This is a genomic window from Pseudomonas sp. JBR1 (assembly GCF_028198185.1).
Taxonomy (GTDB): Bacteria; Pseudomonadota; Gammaproteobacteria; order Pseudomonadales; family Pseudomonadaceae; genus Chryseomonas; species Chryseomonas oryzihabitans_E.
On the sequence record NZ_CP116340.1, the window covers coordinates 24,506 to 41,664 of the forward strand.

The window sequence follows — 17,159 nt, forward strand, 5'->3', positions numbered from 1 at the left end:
AGGCGGTCTGTCGGCATCGAGACGGGACCGGCATTGTACGGTGGGGTGGGGCAGGGCGTACAGGGACGCAGGCGGTGCCGGTCGGAGGCCGGAAAAGAACAGCCCGGCGAAGGCCGGGCTGCTGGATCGTACGAGGTACGCTGTCCCTTACAGGATGCTCAGCGGGTACTCGGTGATCAGGCGGAACTCGTTGACGTTGCCACCGGTAGTGGCGTCGCCACGGTGCCAGGTCTGGCGTACGCGGAAGGACAGGTCCTTGGCGGGACCGTTTTGCAGCACGTACTTAGCTTCAACGTTAGTTTCGCGCTCTTTGGCTCCGTCCTCGTAGGCGCCATAGAAGCCATTGGTGCTGTCTTCGATACCGGTACCACGGACGTAGCGAGTCATGAAGCTTAGGCCAGGTACGCCTAGGGTCGCCATGTTCAGATCATAGCGAGCCTGCCAAGACTTCTCGCCAGGCGCATTAAAGTCAGAGTACTGAATAGAGTTCGCCAGGAAGATGCCGTCCCCACCACCATTAGTACCCGCTACTGCAGCGTAGTCGAAGGGCGTGTTGCCGTTCACCTTTTGGAAGCCAAGGGTAAAGGTGTGAGCATCAACGCTGTAAGCAGCTGCCAAGGAGTAGGTGTTGTTGCTAATGTCACCCGCTTTAGCGCTGCCGGTATCTTTAGTGTAGTAATAGTTGGCGTCAAAGGTCAGCGACTGATTGGCGGTCAGAGGTTGCACGTAGTTCGCATTAGCGTAGTACTGATTCCAGACGTCTTCTAGCTTTGCGTAGTAGAGCGATGCGCTGAACTGATCCGAGATGCTGTACTTGCCGCCAGCGTAAGCTGCGGAGTTCGCTACTGCGCCTGAGTAGCTGGTACCGATCGAGCCATTGTGGAAGGTATTGACCCCGTCACGTGCATCGGTGAAGTAACCTGCCTCGAAGAACAGTTTATCGATTTCCTCGCTGGTCAGCATGAAGCCGGTGCCGGTGGCCGGGAACAGGCGGCTACCGCCTAGTGCGAAGACCGGAGACGTGGGCTGCAGGTAGCCGTACTTCAATACAGTATTGGACACGCGCACTTTGACCGCTGCGTTAGCAAAGGAGTACTCGTCCGCTGGGCTACGATCGTTTTCGATAGGGAGGTTGCCAGAATTGGAGTGACCAGCGCCGCCATCCAGTTTTAGGCCGAGATAACCGCTGGCATCCACACCTACACCTACGGTGCCCTGGGTAAAGCCGGAGGAGTAATTCAGGATGAAGCCATGTGACCAGTTGCGCCCATCATGCGGCACCTTATCGCCAGCGCCGTTGACGGACCGCTGTGTTTCCGCGCTACGGTTGAAATAATAGTTGCGGTTCAACAGGTTCAGCTTGCTGTCTTCGACAAAGCCCTTTGACTCGGACTGCTGGTCGGCGAAAGCCAGTTGAGTGGTCCCTGCGGCTACTGCCAGGGCGAGAATGCTCCACTTCATCGCTTGCATCAGAAATGCTCCTTTGGGTTGAAAGTCAGCCATCGTGTCAGCCGTGGCTGTTTGTTCTAATAGCGGCACATATAGCACCTCTCTTGGAGAGGCGATAGGTTTCATCAAAATTTTGCGTGTAATGAACGGATTAGCCAAGACTCTTAAGAAATCTCTTTAAGAGTTCCCCTCCGATCGTCGTACCCGGATCGTGATAGCAAAAAGCATGCACAAATCTGCAATTCCAGTGCCCGCCTGTCTTTCGCGGGTCCATTCCCTGGGCCCTGGGCAGTTTCCAGAGCGCTGATTGCACCTTTGTGACACCAAAGGTTCCACTTACCCGAGGTCATGCACACTTTTAGTGCTGACCTGTGTTAGCAGGAGATGAGATGTTCCAAATCGACTCACGGTTGGCCGGCGACACTCTGGAGGTGGCGTCCTTGACGCTCTGCCAGGTGCTGTTGCTGAACGATCAACGCTATGACTGGCTGGTTCTGGTACCGCGACGTGAAAGTGTTACCGAGGTGCTCGATCTGTCACCGCTGGACCAGGCGCAACTGTGGCGAGAGGTGACACTTGTCGCTGGGGTGTTGCGTGAGGCGCAGCCGGATTGCAAATTGAACATTGGTGCCCTGGGTAACATCGTCCGGCAACTTCATCTGCATATCCTGCTGCGGCGGGAAGGTGATCCCGCCTGGCCCGGCCCGGTTTGGGGACATTCGCCCCGTGAGCCCTACAGCGAAGAAGCCGGACAGGCGGCCGTTGCCCGCTGGCGGGCGCAGTTGGAGCAGGAGGTACAGGCATGACCCTCGAAGAACGTATCGCCGATCTGGAAATGCGCCAGGCGTTTCAGGACGACACCATCCAGACCCTCAATGACATCATCGTCGAGCAGCAACGCGCCCTGGATCGCTGTGCGGCGCAGATCCGCCTGCTGGCCGAGCGCCAGGCCGAGTTGCAAAGCGGCGGTAGCGGGGGGATGCCGGACGAGGCGCCGCCGCCCCACTATTGAGATCCGTTCCGCAGCTGAATCTTGTTGTCGCCCTGACGTACGTGCGCGACTGTCTTTGCCGGCTACTCTAGCGGCACTGCATCTTTGCACTTTTTTGGTGCAGTCCGGCCTCGTCCCTTGTGGAACTCGCTCCGGGAGAGGCCTGTCCTCTGCGGAGCGAAGCCCACAGCACCTTCAGGACGGAGTACGGTTATGGCGTTTTTCACCGCTGCCAGCCAAGCGGATTTCCAACAACAACTCAAAAATGCCCTCGCGGCCCATGTCGAAGGGGAAACCCTCGAGCAACTGGAGCGCTTTACCGCCCAGTTCTTCGGCATCGTCCCGCTGGAAGAACTCACTCAACGCCGGCTGTCCGACCTGGTCGGCTGCGTACTGTCGGCCTGGCGGCTGCTGGATGTCTTCGATCCCGCCGAACCGCGGGTTCAGGTCTTCAACCCGGATTACGAGCGACACGGCTGGCAATCGAGCCATACCGTAGTCGAGGTGCTGCATGTCGATTCGCCGTTCCTGGTGGACTCGGTGCGCATGGAGCTCAATCGCCAGGGTTACAGCGTCCATACCCTGCAGAACAGCGTCCTCAGCGTGCGCCGGGATGCCCAGGGCCGCCTGATCGAACTGCTGCCCAAGGGACAGCAGGGCGAAGGGGTAAGCCGCGAGGCACTGATGTTCCTCGAGATCGATCGCTGCGCGGCAGCCACCGAGTTGCGCACCCTGGAAGCCGCGCTACAGGAAATCCTCGGCGAGGTGCGGCTGACGGTCGGTGACTTCGCTGCCATGAAGGCTAAGGTCGCCGACCTGCTGGGCTGGCTGGATCGGCGTCCGGCCGGGGTGGACGACGGCGAGCTGGCCGAGGTCAAGGCCTTCCTGGACTGGCTGCGCAACGACAGATTCACCTTTCTTGGCTACGAGGAATTTACCGTCGAGGGCGATGGTGATACCGCGGTACAACACTATGTGCCCGACTCCCTGCTGGGACTGTCGCGGCGTCTGCGCGGCCGACCGGAAACCGCCGAGATCAGCCTTTCCGGCGATCCGCTGCGCTATCTGCGCGAGCCGGTGTTGCTGTCCTTCGCCAAGGCCGCCGATCCAAGTCGCGTGCACCGTCCGGCCTATCCGGATTTCGTCTCCCTGCGTGAAGTGGACACCAATGGCCGGGTGGTGCGCGAGCATCGTTTCATGGGGCTCTATACCTCCAGCGTCTACAACGACAGCGTGCGCGAGATCCCCTACATCCGCCGCAAGGTCGACGAGGTGCGGCGGCGTGCCGATTTCGACAGCAGCGCCCACCTGGGCAAGGAGCTGGCGCAGGTCCTCGAAGGGTTGCCACGGGACGACCTGTTCCAGACCCCGGTAGACGATCTCTTCAGCACCGCCATGGCCATCGTGCAGATCCAGGAGCGCAGCAAGGTCCGCGTCTTCCTGCGCCGCGACCCCTATGGTCAGTTCTTCTATTGCCTGGCCTATGTGCCACGCGACATCTACTCCACCGAAGTCCGCCAGCGTATGCAGCAGATCCTCATGGATCGGCTGCATGGTACCGATTGCGAGTTCTGGACCTTCTTCTCCGAGTCCGTGCTGGCGCGGGTGCAGTTCATCCTTCGCGTCGATCCGCTGCAGCCGCAGGACGTCGATCCGGCGCGCCTGGAGCAGGAGATGGTGCAGGCCTGCCGTAGCTGGAAGGACGACTTCGCCAGCCTGATGGTGGACAGCTTCGGCGAGGCCCAGGGCACCTCCATCCTGGCCGACTATCCGCTGGGTTTCCCGGCCGGTTACCGCGAGCGCTTCGCACCGCACCTGGCCGTGGTGGACATGCGTCACCTGTTGGCCCTGAATGACGAGCGTCGTCTGGCCATGGGTTTCTACCAGCCGCTGACCCAGACCGGCGACAACATCCTGCACTGCAAGCTCTATCACGCCGATACGCCCCTGGCGCTGTCGGACGTCCTGCCGATCCTGGAAAACCTCGGTCTGCGGGTACTGGGTGAATTCCCCTACGAGCTGCGTCATCGCAATGGTCGCCGCTACTGGATCCATGATTTCGCCTTCACCACCGTGGCCGGGCTGGAGCTGGACCTGCAGCAACTCAACGACACCTTCCAGGACGCCTTCGTCCAGGTGGTGGACGGCCAGGCGGAAAACGACAGCTTCAACCGGCTGGTACTGACCGCCGGGCTGCCCTGGCGTGACGTCGCGGTGCTGCGGGCCTATGCGCGCTATCTCAAGCAGATCCGCATCGGTTTCGACATCGGTTATATCGCCGCCACCCTCAACGCCCATGTCGACATCGCCCGGGAACTGGTGCGGCTGTTCCGCATGAAGTTCTACCTGGCGCGGCGCATGACCAGCGAAGACCTGGACGACAAGCAGCAGCGCCTGGAGCAGGCCATCCTCAGCGCCCTGGACGACGTCGCGGTGCTCAACGAGGACCGCATCCTGCGGCGCTACCTGGACCTGATCAAGGCGACCTTGCGCACCAACGTCTTCCAGACCGATGCCGCCGGCAAGCCCAAGGCCTACTTCAGCTTCAAGCTCGATCCCAAGGCCATTCCCGAGCTGCCGCGCCCGGTGCCGCGCTACGAGATCTTCGTCTACAGCCCGCGTGTGGAAGGCGTGCACCTCCGCTTCGGCAACGTCGCCCGTGGCGGCCTGCGCTGGTCGGATCGTGAGGAGGACTACCGCACCGAGGTGCTGGGCCTGGTCAAGGCGCAGCAGGTCAAGAACTCGGTGATCGTGCCCGTGGGTGCCAAGGGCGGCTTCGTGCCGCGGCGACTGCCCACCGGTGGCTCCCGTGACGACATCCAGGCCGAGGCCATCGCCTGCTACCGCATTTTCATCAGCGGGCTGCTGGACATCACCGACAACCTCAAGGATGGCGAGGTGGTTCCGCCTGCCGCGGTGGTGCGCTACGACGGCGACGACCCCTATCTGGTGGTGGCGGCCGACAAGGGCACCGCGACCTTCTCCGATATCGCCAACGGTATCGCCCAGGACTACGGTTTCTGGCTCGACGACGCCTTCGCCTCCGGCGGCTCGGCGGGTTACGACCACAAGAAGATGGGCATCACCTCCCGGGGCGCCTGGGTCAGCGTGCAGCGCCACTTCCGTGAACGTGGCATCGACGTCCAGACCGATCCGGTCACCGTGGTGGGCATCGGCGACATGGCCGGCGATGTCTTCGGCAACGGTCTCTTGCGTTCGCGCAGCCTGGAGCTGGTGGCGGCCTTCAACCACCTGCACATCTTCATCGATCCCAATCCGGACGCCGAACGCAGCTATGTCGAGCGCGAGCGGCTGTTCAACCTGCCACGGTCGAGCTGGACCGACTACGACGCCAGCCTGATCTCCCAGGGCGGCGGGATCTTCCCGCGCAGTGCCAAGCGTATCGCCATCAGCCCCGAGATGAAGGCGCGCTTCGACCTACGGGCCGATCACCTGACGCCCAACGAGCTGATCAATGCCCTGCTAAAGGCGCCGGTCGATCTGATCTGGAATGGCGGCATCGGCACCTACGTCAAGGCCAGCTTCGAAACCCATGCCGATATCGGCGACAAGGCCAACGATGGCCTGCGCGTGGACGGTTGCGACCTGCGTGCCAAGGTGATCGGCGAGGGTGGCAACCTGGGCATGAGCCAGCTGGCGCGGGTGGAATTCGGCCTGCACGGCGGCGCCTGCAACACCGACTTCATCGACAACGCCGGTGGCGTGGACTGCTCCGACCACGAGGTCAACATCAAGATCCTGCTGGGCGACGTGGTCTCCGCCGGTGACATGACCGTCAAGCAGCGCAACACCCTGATGGGCGAGATGACCGACGAGGTCGGCGAGCTGGTGGTTGCCAACAACTACATGCAGACCGGTGCCCTGTCCCTGGCGGAATATCGGGCGCGGACCCACTTGGCCGAATACCAGCGGCTGATCGTGGATCTCGAGGGGCGTGGCAAGCTGGATCGCACCCTCGAATTCCTGCCCAGTGACGAAGTGCTGGCCGAGCGCGCCGCCAAGGGGCAGGGGCTGACCCGTTCCGAGCTGTCGGTACTGATCTCCTACAGCAAGATCGACCTCAAGGAGCAGTTGCTGGCCTCTTCGATGCCGGACGACGACTACCTTGCCCGGGACATGCAGGGGGCCTTCCCGCAACGCCTGACCGAGCAATTCCCCGAGGCGATGGCGCGCCATCGCCTCAAGCGCGAGATCGTCGCCAACCAGATCGCCAACGACCTGATCAACCACATGGGCATCACCTTCGTGCAGCGCCTGTGCGAATCCACCGGCATGAGCGCGGCCGATGTCGCCCGGGCCTATGTGGTGATGCGCGACGTGCTGCATCTGCCGCACTGGTGGCGTCAGGTGGAAGCCCTGGATCATCAGGTGCCGGCCGAACTGCAGCTGCGCCTGATGAGCGAGCTGATGCGCCTGGGGCGCCGGGCCACCCGCTGGTTCCTGCGCAGTCATCGCAGTGGCCTGGATGCCGGGGCCGTGGCGGCCTTCTTCGGACCGCGTATCGCTGCACTGGGCGTACGCCTCGACGAACTGCTGCAGGGCGAGCCGCGTCAGGACTGGGAGGAACGCTTCCGCGCCTATACCGAGGCGGGCGTTCCCGAATTGCTGGCACGGGTCGTGGCCGGGACCAATCACATCTATACGCTGCTGCCGGTCATCCAGGCCGCGGAGGTCACTGCCCAGGATCCCCTGGAAGTGGCGGCCACCTGGTTCGCTGCGGGCGATGTGCTGGATCTGGCCTGGTATCAGCAGCAGCTCAACCAGCTGCCGGTGGCCAATGCCTGGCAGGCCCTGGCGCGCGAGGCGTTCCGTGACGAGGTGGATCTCCAGCAACGCACCATCACCATCGGCATGCTCAACTTGAGCGAGGCGCCCAGTGATCCGGAGGCACGGCTCTCGCTGTGGCTGGAGCGGCACCGGGCAGCGGTGGAGCGCTGGCGCGGGCTGCTGGTGGATCTGCGTAATGCCACCGGACAGGACTACGCGATGTACAGCGTCGCCAGTCGTGAACTGGCGGATCTGGCCAGCAGCAGCGTCTGAGGTGCGGGGTGTCCTTGAGCGAGGCTCGAGGTCACCCTGAATCCAGAGGGCAATGAAAAGGCGGCGTACCCCAGGGTGCGCCGCCTTTTTTGCTGTCTGGGGCCGATCAGTGACTGGCCGGGTCGCTCGGCGTCCTCAGGGCATCCAGGCCTTGCAGTAGCGCCTGGTGGAAGCGTTCTGGCGCCTGCATCTGGGGCGCATGACCCAGGTCGTCGAATTCCACCAGCGTCGCCTGGGGAATACGCTTGGACGCTGCCTTGCCCAATTCGGGATAGTGACCCAGTCGCGCCTTGATCTCGGCGGGAGCCGCATCCTTGCCAATGGCGGTGGTATCGCGCTGGCCTATCAGCAGCAGGGTCGGCATGCGCAGCTGCCCGAATTCATAGACCACCGGCTGGCTGTAGATCATGTCGTAGATCAGCGCCGAATTCCACGCGACCCTCTCCTTGCCCGGGCCGTCATTGAGGCCAGCCAGCATGGTTACCCAGCGCTCGTAACGGGGCGACCACTGACCGGCGTAATAGGTGGCCCGTTCGTAGTCGCGGATGGCGTCGGCCGAGGTCTTGAGCTCCCGGGCGTACCATTGGTCGACGCTACGATAGGGCACGCCCAGGGCCTTCCAGTCTTCCAGTCCGATCGGATTGACCAGGACCAGTTGCTCGGTGGCCTGGGGGTAGAGGAGGGCGTAGCGGGTCGCCAGCATGCCACCTGTCGAATGCCCGATCAGGGTCGCCTGGGCGATGCCCAGATGGTCGAGCAGGGCCCGGGTGTTGGCCGCCAGCTGCTGGAAGCTGTACTGGTAGTGGGCCGGCTTGCTGGACTTGCAGAAGCCGATCTGATCCGGCGCCACGACCCGATAGCCGGCAGCGCTCAATATCCGGATGCTGTCTGCCCAGGTGCCGGCGCAAAAGTTCTTGCCGTGCAAGAGCACCAGGGTCCGTCCCTTGGATTTTCCGCTTGGCGCGACATCCAGGTAAGCCATCTCGAGATGCTGCCGCTGGGAGTCGAAGGCAAAGGTCCGTACCGGGAAGTCGTAGTCGAAGCCTTCGAGACGTTCTCCATAGACGGTGTCGGCCAGGGCAGGCGAACTGAGGAATAGGGTGGCCAAGGGAAGGGCGAGACGCAGGGACATGAGGTGATCCGGAGGGTCAAACCTGCTCCGACTGGCGAGCTGCAGGGAAGATTCCGAGTGGCCGGGCAAAGGCTGTCGCAATTCATGTCGATACCTACCGTCCATGCCGTTTCGCTTCGCGTCAAGCCTAGGGTCTGATAGTCTGAGAGACCCTTGTCCACGTTTCTGCGCACCTCTCTCCCTGCGCTTCCTTCCGATCACGTGAGGTTCCCGGTTTGGCGCTCGAGTCATCTTCCAAGACCCAGCCCGATGCTCTGGCCGACTGCGCCAACGAGCCGATCCAGATTCCTGGCAGCATTCAGGAACATGGCTTCCTGTTCGCCGTGGAAGAACCGGATCTGCGCATCGTTCAGGCCAGCGCCAATGTCCGCGAGTACCTTGGCCTGGCCGTGGAAGACGTGCTTGGTCGAACCCTGGGCGAACTGCTGCCGGAACGGGACCTGCCCGCCATGCTCGGCGCACTTACGCAGGAAGAGCAGAATCCCATCTACCAGGGCGACGTGACCCTGGGCCCGCAGCAGCAGACGTTCGCTCTGTTCATGCATCGCTTCGGTGGCGTGCTGATCGTCGAGTTCGAAGCGCCGGTGGACAGCCGGCTCGGTCTCAATACCCTCTATCCCATGGTGCGGGTATTCATCGAACAGCTGCATCAGGCCGAAACCGTCGAGGCCATCGCGACCCTGGCGGTACGCGAGGCCAAGCGCATTTCCGGTTTCGATCACACCATGATCTATCGCTTCGACGAAGACGGTCATGGCCAGGTGCTGGCCGAGGAACTCGATCCGGGCGTACCCAGCTATCTGGGGCTGAGGTTTCCTGCTTCGGACATTCCCGCCCAGGCGCGTCGGCTGTATCTGGAAAATCGCATTCGGGTGATCGGCAACGCCTACTATGAGCCGTCGCCCCTGCAACCACAGACCAACCCTGTGACCGGGCAGCCGCTCGATCTCAGCTTCGCGCAACTGCGCAGCGTCTCGCCGGTGCACCTGCAGTACATGAGGAACATGGGCACCCTGGCGTCCATGTCCATTTCCATCGTGGTTGGCGGCCGTCTCTGGGGCCTGGTGCTCTGCCACGACCGCCAGCCGCAGCGCGTCTCCTTCCAGACGCGCACGGCCTGCGAGCTGTTCGGTCGCGTGCTGTCGTTGCAGATCGATGCGGCCGAGACCCACGCGCAATCCGATCGCCGCCTGGCGCTGCGCCAGTCTATGGTACAGATGCTCTCGACCATGGCCGACCGCGACAGCGTCTGCCAGGGTCTGCTGGAGTTGCCGCAGGTCTATCTGGACTTCGCGCGGGCGCAGGGCGCCGCCATCGTCTCTTCCGAAGGCACCGAACTGATCGGCCAGACTCCGCCGCGCGAGGTGGTGGACGGTCTGGTCGAATGGCTGTCGGTCAACGTCAAGGACCACTACATCACCGATAACGTCGCCAAGGACATCGCCGAGCTGCCGCAGCTCGCCCAGCATGCCGCTGGGGTGTTGGCCGTGCCCATTTCCGAGCTGCATTCCCACTATCTGATCTGGTTCCGCAGCGAGCTGGTCCAGGTGGTCAACTGGGCAGGGCGGCCGACCAAGCAGGAAGGCAGCGACGGACGACTGTCGCCGCGGCAAAGTTTCGTGCTCTGGCAGGAAACGGTACGGGGGCTGTCGCTACCCTGGTCCGCGCTGGAGCTGGAAAGCGCCATCGAGCTGCGCAACGCGGTCCGCGGCATCGTGCTGCGCAAGGCCGAGGAAATGGCCGAACTGGCCGAAGAACTGCAGCGCAGCAACAAGGAATTGGCCGCCTTTTCCTACAGCGTGTCCCACGACCTGCGCGCACCGCTGCGGCATATCGCCGGCTATGCCGAGCTACTGGGCGACATCGAAGGTGGCAAGCTGTCGGATCGCGGGCGCCGATTCCTGGAAAACATCGGGTCCTCGGCACGCTTCGCCGGCAGCCTGGTCGACAATCTGCTGAGCTTCTCGCAGATGGGACGAGCGGCGATCCGCTACTCCGACGTCAACCTCACCGCGCTGGTGGAGGCCATCCGCGAAGAGATGGCGCCGGACTACGAGGAGCGGGAGGTCGAATGGCGTGTCGGTCCGCTTCCCGTGGTCATCGCCGACGCCGCCTTCGTTCATCTCGCCTTGCGCAATCTCCTGGCCAACGCCATCAAGTACAGCCGTTATGAAGAGCCTGCAGTGATCGAGATCGGCACCTTGCCGAGCGATTCCGAAGACATCATCTTCGTCCGGGACAATGGCGTCGGCTTCAACATGGATTACGTGGGCAAACTGTTCGGGGTCTTCCAGCGTTTGCACCACACCGATGAATTCGAAGGGGTCGGTATCGGTCTGGCCAGCGTCAGACGCATCATCGAGCGCCATGACGGTCGCGTCTGGGCAGAAGGTGCCATAGGCGAGGGCGCTACCTTCTATTTCGCTCTGCCCAAACAACGCCCTTCACCGGTACACAAAAGGTAGTTCTCTTCATGCTCAAACCCATTGTGCTGGTCGAAGACAATCCGCACGATCTGGAACTCACCCTGGTGGCTCTGGAGCGCAGTCAGCTGGCCAACGATGTCGTGGTCCTGCGTGACGGCGCCGAAGCGGTCAGCTATCTGCTCAGGCGCGAGCCCTATGCCGATCGCGAGACCGGCAATCCCGCGGTGATGTTGCTGGATCTCAAGCTGCCCAAGGTCGATGGCCTCGAAGTCCTCGAGGTGGTGCGAGGTACGCCCGAACTGTGCAGCATCCCTGTCGTTATGCTGACTTCGTCACGGGAAGAGCCTGATCTCGAGAAAGCCTACGAGCTGGGAGTGAACGCTTACGTGGTCAAGCCGGTCGAGTTTCGTGATTTCGTCGCCGCGATCAGTGATCTCGGCGTATTCTGGGCCGTGCTCAATGAGCCGCCGCCGGGATCGCGACGGGTGACACGGCGGACTGGCCGCTAGCGAGTGAGCAGAATCAGTCCCTCTGTATCCAGTAATCCGCGACCGGCAGAGATGCGCGCCCCGGGTCCCCTGAGTGAACAGATCCAAGGCCGACGTCCGTTTATGCCTCTCTCGAAACAGATCAAGATCCTGCTGGTAGAAGACAGCAAGCTCGACGCCGAGCTGATCCTGATCGAGCTGGAAAGACATGGATTCGAGCTGCAATCCAAGATCGTCTATGAGCGTACCGGTCTTACCCTGGCCCTGAGCCAGCAGACCTACGACATCATCCTGTCCGATATCATCCTGCCGGGCTTCTCTGGGGCCGAGGCCTTGCGCGTGGCACGGGCGTTGGCCCCGGAAACCCCCTTCATCTTCGTCTCGGGCATCTTCGGTGAAGTCCATGCGGTGGAGATGATGCGCCTGGGCGCCAACGACTATGTGCTCAAGCAGAGCATGGAGTTGCTGGCCAAGGCGGTCGAGCGGGCGCTGCTGGTGGTGCACGAGCGTCGCGAGCGGCGGCGTGCCGAGGAAGCCCTGCACAGTCTCGAGGTCAGGTCGCGGCTGGCCATGGATGCCTCGCGCCTGGGCATGTGGGAATACCTGCCGGCCAGTGGCACCCTGATCTGGGATGAGCGCTGCAAGGCCATGTTCGGCCTGCCGGCCGATACGGTGGTCGACCTGGCGGTGTTCGAGCGACTGTGCGGCGCTGAGGGCCTCGAACGCTTTCTCGATACGGTCCGCCAGGCGGGTGCCGACGAGCGCGACGACGACTACCGCAGCGAGTACCGCATCCGCCTGGACAACGGCGCACAGCGCTGGGTCGAGACTCGCGGTCAACCCTTCTTCGATGCCGGCGTCTGCACCCGTTTCCTGGGCGTGATGCTCGACATCACCCAGCAACGTGATGCCGCGGAAAAGCTCGAACGCCTCAACGTCAGCCTCGGCGAGCGCGTCGAGGAACGGACCCGCGAGCGCGACCGTACCTGGGATCTCACCCGCGATCTGCTGCTGGTGTGCCAGCCGGACGGCATTCTGGTGGCGCTCAATCCGGCCTGGGAAGAAAATCTGGGCTGGTCGCGGGTGGAGCTGCTTGGTTCTTCGCTGCTGACCTTGGTCCATCCCGACGAGCGCTTCATCACCGAAAACGAACTCGAGCAGTTGGCCACCCGGGCCGCCAGCCAACGCTTCGTCAATCGCATCCGCCACCGCGATGGCAGCTATCGCTGGATTTCCTGGACCGCGGTGCCGGATGCCGGCATGACCTATTGCTCCGGCCGCGACATCTCCTCGGAGGTCCTGGCGATGGAAGAGCTGGCGGCGGCCAACCGCCAGCTGCGCGAACAGATCGACGAACGTGAGCGCGTGGAGGCGACCCTGCAGCAGATGCAGCGGCTGGAAGCCGTGGGTCAGCTCACCGCGGGCGTGGCCCACGATTTCAACAACCTGCTGACCGTGATCCTCAGCAGTGCCAGTTTCCTGGAGCGCGATCTGACCCGGCTGGCTGCCAACGACAAGACCCAGGGCCGGGTACAGAACATCCGCGAAGCGGGTGAGCGTGGCGCCAAGCTGACCGCCCAGCTGCTGGCCTTTTCCCGTCGCCAGCGTCTGGCGCCCAAGCCGGTCAAGCTCAACGAAACCGTCGAGGGGATGCTCGAACTGCTGCGCAGCACCATGGGTGGCAGCGTCTGGATCGAGACTCATCTGCGCGCCGATTGCTGGCATGCGCTGGTCGATCCGACCCAGATCGAACTCATCATCCTCAACCTGGCGATCAATGCCCGGGATGCCATGGCGGTTGGTGGCACCCTGCGACTGAGCACCTCCAACCAGACCATCAGTCAGGCCCCCCAGCGTCCCGAAGAGCCGGAGCCCGGCGAATACGTGCTGCTGGCGGTGCAGGATTCCGGCACGGGGATGAGCGAAGAGGTGCTGGCCAAGGCCTTCGAGCCCTTCTTCACCACCAAGGAGGTGGGCAAGGGTTCCGGTCTGGGCCTGGCCCAGGTGTTCGGCTTCGCCAAGCAGTCCGGTGGTGGCGTGCGCATCGAGACGCAGATGGGCAGCGGCACCACGGTGCTGGTCTACCTGCCGCGCACCGAAGCGGAAGACGCCCTGGAGCCCGTGGGCCTGCCCGCGCTGGGTCGTGACGAACAGGCCGCCGAGCGACGCATCCTGCTGGTCGACGACGACCATGCGGTGCGCAACGTGACGGCAGCCCTGCTGGCCGATCTCGGCTATCAGGTGGTTGAGGCCAGCAATGGCTTCGCCGCCCTCAGCGCCCTGGAGCGCGATCCGCAGATCGATCTCCTGCTGGCCGACTTCGCCATGCCCGGCATGAACGGTGCCGAACTGGCCCGCCAGGCGCGCAAACGGTTGCCGCAGCTGCCGGTGGTCTTCATCACCGGGTACGCCGAGCTGGGCGAACTCGATCCCGAACAATCTTTCATCGTGCCCAAGCCCTTTCGCGAGGCGGACCTGGCAGCTCGGCTGCAGGCGGCCCTGCGCGGCGAGAAGCCCCAGCCTTCGCCGCTTTGAAAGCAGCCGTCCAGACGAGGTATTTGCGTGTCCACCATCCGTGAAATGTTGCGCGCCGAAGGCGGAGCCCTGCACGAGCAGGTCGATACGACCTTCGGCCGCTATGCGCTGCAGACCCGACCCCACTACACCGCGTTTCTGCAGGCCCATGCCCAGGCGCTGATCGGACTCGAAGAGCTCCTGGAGCGCTCCGGTATCCAGCGGCTGTTGCCCGATTGGGCGGAACGCCGGCGCGCGACGGTATTGGGCGAAGACCTCCAGCGTCTGGAGGCCGTGCAACCCGAGCCCGTCATTCTCGAGCGTCTGCTCGATGAAGGTGAATGCTGGGGCGTGGCCTATGTCCTGGAGGGCTCGCGTCTGGGGTCCCGCCTGCTGGATCGTCATGCGGGCGAGAGCCCCGATGCGGCGGTACGTGATGCTCGTGCCTATCTTGGGCATGTACCGCCCAAGGGGGCATGGCCGGCGTTTCTGGAGCGACTGGATACAGCCGGTGGCGATGCGGCCCTGCATCCGGCGATGTTGGCGGGTCAGCGGCTGGCCTTCGAGGTTTTTCTGGCGGCGGGACAGCGGCACGTGCCCGCTACTGGCGCTGGCTGAGTCGGCCTAGAGCGCCTTCAGGTAGCCGATCACCTCGGCCGCGCCCAGGCGGTCGAGGGTCTCGGCAAGTACCCGCGCGTTGGCAACCTCCTGGGGCAGCAGCAGCCACTCCAGGTCCTGGCCCGGTGCCGTTAGTGGCAGGCGGGCATAGTCGAGCTTGAGGCCCAGCAGCACCTGAATGAAATCCGGATGATTCCAGACGGCGTTGGGCAGGGCGTAGAGGGCGAACGCCTGCTGCAGCCGCTCGATGGCCGGCAGGTCCAGGCGCAGGCGCTGGATCTGCGCCGGAACGTCCACGGCGACGCCGCGAATGCGGGCATAGGCGACGATGCTGGCGAAGGCCAGGGTGGTGGTCGCATCGTTTTCCAGGAACAGTCGGGCGCCTCGCCAACTGGCCTGGCGCAGGCGCAACGGCTGCTCGGTGGACAGATTGGGTAGCGTTCGATAGAGCGCGGCCTGAAAATCCCGATAACCGATGATTCGCACCTGATCACGCGCGGCGGGAAGGGCGGCCAGCTCTTCGAGCTGCACTACCGAATCCAGGGTCGGGTCGCTGAGCCGGTGACAGAGGCCATCCAGCTTGCGCAGGTCTAGAGCGGTCAGCTGCAGGGTATCGGCGACCACCAGTTGACTCAGGAGGGTATGGGCCTTGCTCTTGATTTCCTGGGTTGGACCAGACAGCGCCGCCCGGGGCAGGCCAAAAAGCAGATGCAGCGGATGACCGTCATCCCACCACAGACTGTCAGCGGGGCTGGGCAGGGGGACGAAGGCATCGGCCAAACGCTCCAGGCAGCGCTGGATGCGGCGACTGGCCAGCGAGGGATGCAGATGGAGGGCCAGTGAAGACCAGGGACTGCCCAGGAGGTTGGCACCGTTGCTCATGAGGTCTCCGGGCGGATAGGAACTGCGCAGCCGATTCTAGCGTGGCAAAGACCGCGCCATCCCCGAATGATTCCCGAAAGGTAGGATCTTTTGTACGACCGACCGGTCGACCCGGGCGGCAGCGACGTATGGCAGCGGGCAAGCCTGTATAATGCGCGCTTTCCGAATTACCTGTGAGTCCGCCATGTACGACGCGCTCCGTCCTTTGCTTTTCAAGATGTCTCCCGAAGGGTCTCACGACCTGGCACTGGATCTGATCGGTGCTGCCGGGCGTCTGGGCCTGACCGGTCTAGGCCGGCAACCGGGCCGCCTGCCGGTCCAGGTCATGGGGCTGGAGTTTCCCAATCCGGTCGGCCTGGCCGCCGGACTCGACAAGAATGGCGCCGCCATCGACGGCTTCGCCGGCCTGGGCTTCGGCTTTCTCGAGATCGGCACCGTGACGCCCCTCCCGCAGCCGGGCAATCCCAAGCCGCGTCTGTTCCGTCTGGAAGAGGCCAACGCCATCATCAATCGCATGGGTTTCAACAATGCGGGTGTGGAGGCGCTGATCGAGCGAGTCAGGGCAGCGCGGTTCAAGGGTGTGCTGGGGATCAACATCGGCAAGAACGCCGTGACCCCGGTCGAGCGGGCGGTGGATGACTACCTGATCGGTCTGGAGCGAGTCTATGCCCATGCCAGTTACGTCACGGTGAACGTGAGTTCGCCCAATACCCCCGGTCTGCGCAGCCTGCAATTCGGCGATGCGCTCAAGCGTCTGCTGGAGGCCCTGCGACAGCGTCAGGAAGATCTGGCGGTGATGCATGGCCGCCGGGTGCCCATTGCGATAAAGATCGCCCCGGACCTGAGCGACGAGGAAATTGTGCTTACTGCCCAGGCGATTCGTGATGCCGGGATGGATGCCATCATCGCCACCAACACTACCCTGGGGCGCGAAGGGGTGGAGAATCTGTCCTATGCCGCCGAGGCCGGTGGCCTGTCAGGCGCGCCGGTACGGGAAAAGAGCACCCATGTGGTACGGGTCCTGGCGGGCGAGCTGGGTGGCCGTTTGCCGATCATTGCGGCGGGCGGGATTCTGTCGGGGGAAGATGCGGCGGAAAAGATCGCCGCAGGTGCCAGCCTCGTACAGCTGTACAGCGGCTTCATCTATCGCGGGCCGGCCCTGATCCGTGAAGCGGTGGATGCGATCGCCGCGGCGCGCCCCTGAGGGGAGGGGGGCTCGCTGGGAGCCCCCGTGGGACCTCTGGTCCCTGATCCCGGAAGAGGATCTGACTGGAACACAACCAGAACGCTGTGGAAGCCCGTGGCTTCCGCTAGTGAAATCGAATTAGCCTACGGCTTGAAGTTGATTCATGCGTTGAAGACCAGCGGTGCCTACGTAGCCGTCCCATTGGTCGCTACGGCCTTCACGCCAGCCATTGAGCCAGGCCTGCCGAACGGCGTCCTGGGTGAAGGGGCAGAGGTCCCGCGATTTGCCCACAATGCCGTGCTGATAACCACGCTGGAAAGCTCGTTCCATTGGATCACGCTTGAGTCTTCTCATAGGGTAGTGCCCTCGTAGGTTGACTTGCAGATTGTCCATGGCCCGTTGCAGGCCTGGA

12 protein-coding genes are annotated in these 17,159 nt (G+C 63.3%); 8 read left to right on the top strand and 4 right to left on the bottom strand.

Annotated elements, in window-relative coordinates; translation table 11 throughout:
* Window positions 1-147: 147 nt before the first annotated feature.
* Window positions 148-1,470: an OprD family porin gene (locus tag PJ259_RS00135; protein WP_271655916.1), complete on the bottom strand. Its 1,323-nt coding sequence runs from the start codon at window positions 1,468-1,470 to the stop codon at window positions 148-150.
* 368 nt (window positions 1,471-1,838) lie between these two features.
* Here PJ259_RS00135 and PJ259_RS00140 point away from each other — a divergent pair, with 368 nt between their 5' ends.
* The 3 genes from PJ259_RS00140 to PJ259_RS00150 all read left to right on the top strand — a co-directional run bounded on the left by PJ259_RS00140 (window position 1,839) and on the right by PJ259_RS00150 (window position 7,501).
* Window positions 1,839-2,255, top strand: a complete 417-nt coding sequence (locus PJ259_RS00140; RefSeq protein ID WP_271654296.1) for an HIT domain-containing protein — start codon at window positions 1,839-1,841, stop codon at window positions 2,253-2,255.
* Window positions 2,252-2,461 (top strand): SlyX family protein, encoded by a 210-nt coding sequence (locus tag PJ259_RS00145; protein WP_271654297.1) that lies wholly within the window; start codon window positions 2,252-2,254, stop codon window positions 2,459-2,461. Before PJ259_RS00140 ends, PJ259_RS00145 begins: the two co-directional genes overlap by 4 nt.
* Window positions 2,462-2,653: 192 nt before the next feature.
* Window positions 2,654-7,501, top strand: a complete 4,848-nt coding sequence (locus tag PJ259_RS00150) for an NAD-glutamate dehydrogenase (RefSeq protein ID WP_271654298.1) — start codon at window positions 2,654-2,656, stop codon at window positions 7,499-7,501.
* A gap of 106 nt (window positions 7,502-7,607) precedes the next feature.
* On the opposite strand, the gene PJ259_RS00155 is transcribed toward PJ259_RS00150, so the two are convergent.
* Window positions 7,608-8,633, bottom strand: a complete 1,026-nt coding sequence (locus PJ259_RS00155; protein ID WP_271654299.1) for an alpha/beta fold hydrolase — start codon at window positions 8,631-8,633, stop codon at window positions 7,608-7,610.
* Window positions 8,634-8,848: 215 nt separating this feature from the next.
* On the opposite strand from PJ259_RS00155, the gene PJ259_RS00160 reads away from it, so the two are divergent.
* From PJ259_RS00160 to PJ259_RS00175, 4 genes are all read left to right on the top strand, one after another.
* On the top strand, window positions 8,849-11,098 hold the full coding sequence (locus PJ259_RS00160; protein WP_271654300.1) for an ATP-binding protein: 2,250 nt from the start codon (window positions 8,849-8,851) through the stop codon (window positions 11,096-11,098).
* 8 nt (window positions 11,099-11,106) lie between these two features.
* On the top strand, window positions 11,107-11,568 hold the full coding sequence (locus PJ259_RS00165) for a response regulator (RefSeq protein ID WP_059314159.1): 462 nt from the start codon (window positions 11,107-11,109) through the stop codon (window positions 11,566-11,568).
* A gap of 102 nt (window positions 11,569-11,670) precedes the next feature.
* Window positions 11,671-14,082: a response regulator gene (locus tag PJ259_RS00170; protein ID WP_271654301.1), complete on the top strand. Its 2,412-nt coding sequence runs from the start codon at window positions 11,671-11,673 to the stop codon at window positions 14,080-14,082.
* Between the two features lie 27 nt (window positions 14,083-14,109).
* Window positions 14,110-14,679: a biliverdin-producing heme oxygenase gene (locus PJ259_RS00175; RefSeq protein WP_271654302.1), complete on the top strand. Its 570-nt coding sequence runs from the start codon at window positions 14,110-14,112 to the stop codon at window positions 14,677-14,679.
* A 6-nt stretch (window positions 14,680-14,685) separates the two neighbouring features.
* On the opposite strand, the gene PJ259_RS00180 is transcribed toward PJ259_RS00175, so the two are convergent.
* Window positions 14,686-15,561 (bottom strand): hypothetical protein, encoded by an 876-nt coding sequence (locus PJ259_RS00180; protein ID WP_271654303.1) that lies wholly within the window; start codon window positions 15,559-15,561, stop codon window positions 14,686-14,688.
* A gap of 184 nt (window positions 15,562-15,745) precedes the next feature.
* Between PJ259_RS00180 and PJ259_RS00185 the strand changes: the two genes are divergently transcribed.
* Window positions 15,746-16,765 carry a quinone-dependent dihydroorotate dehydrogenase gene (locus PJ259_RS00185; RefSeq protein ID WP_271654304.1) on the top strand — a complete coding sequence of 340 codons (1,020 nt, stop codon included), beginning with the start codon at window positions 15,746-15,748 and terminating at the stop codon, window positions 16,763-16,765.
* 120 nt (window positions 16,766-16,885) lie between these two features.
* Here PJ259_RS00185 and rmf read toward each other — a convergent pair whose 3' ends face one another.
* Entirely contained in the window at window positions 16,886-17,101 is a 216-nt protein-coding gene (gene rmf / locus PJ259_RS00190) for a ribosome modulation factor (RefSeq protein ID WP_007159291.1), read from the bottom strand.
* Between the last annotated feature and the right edge of the window lie 58 nt (window positions 17,102-17,159).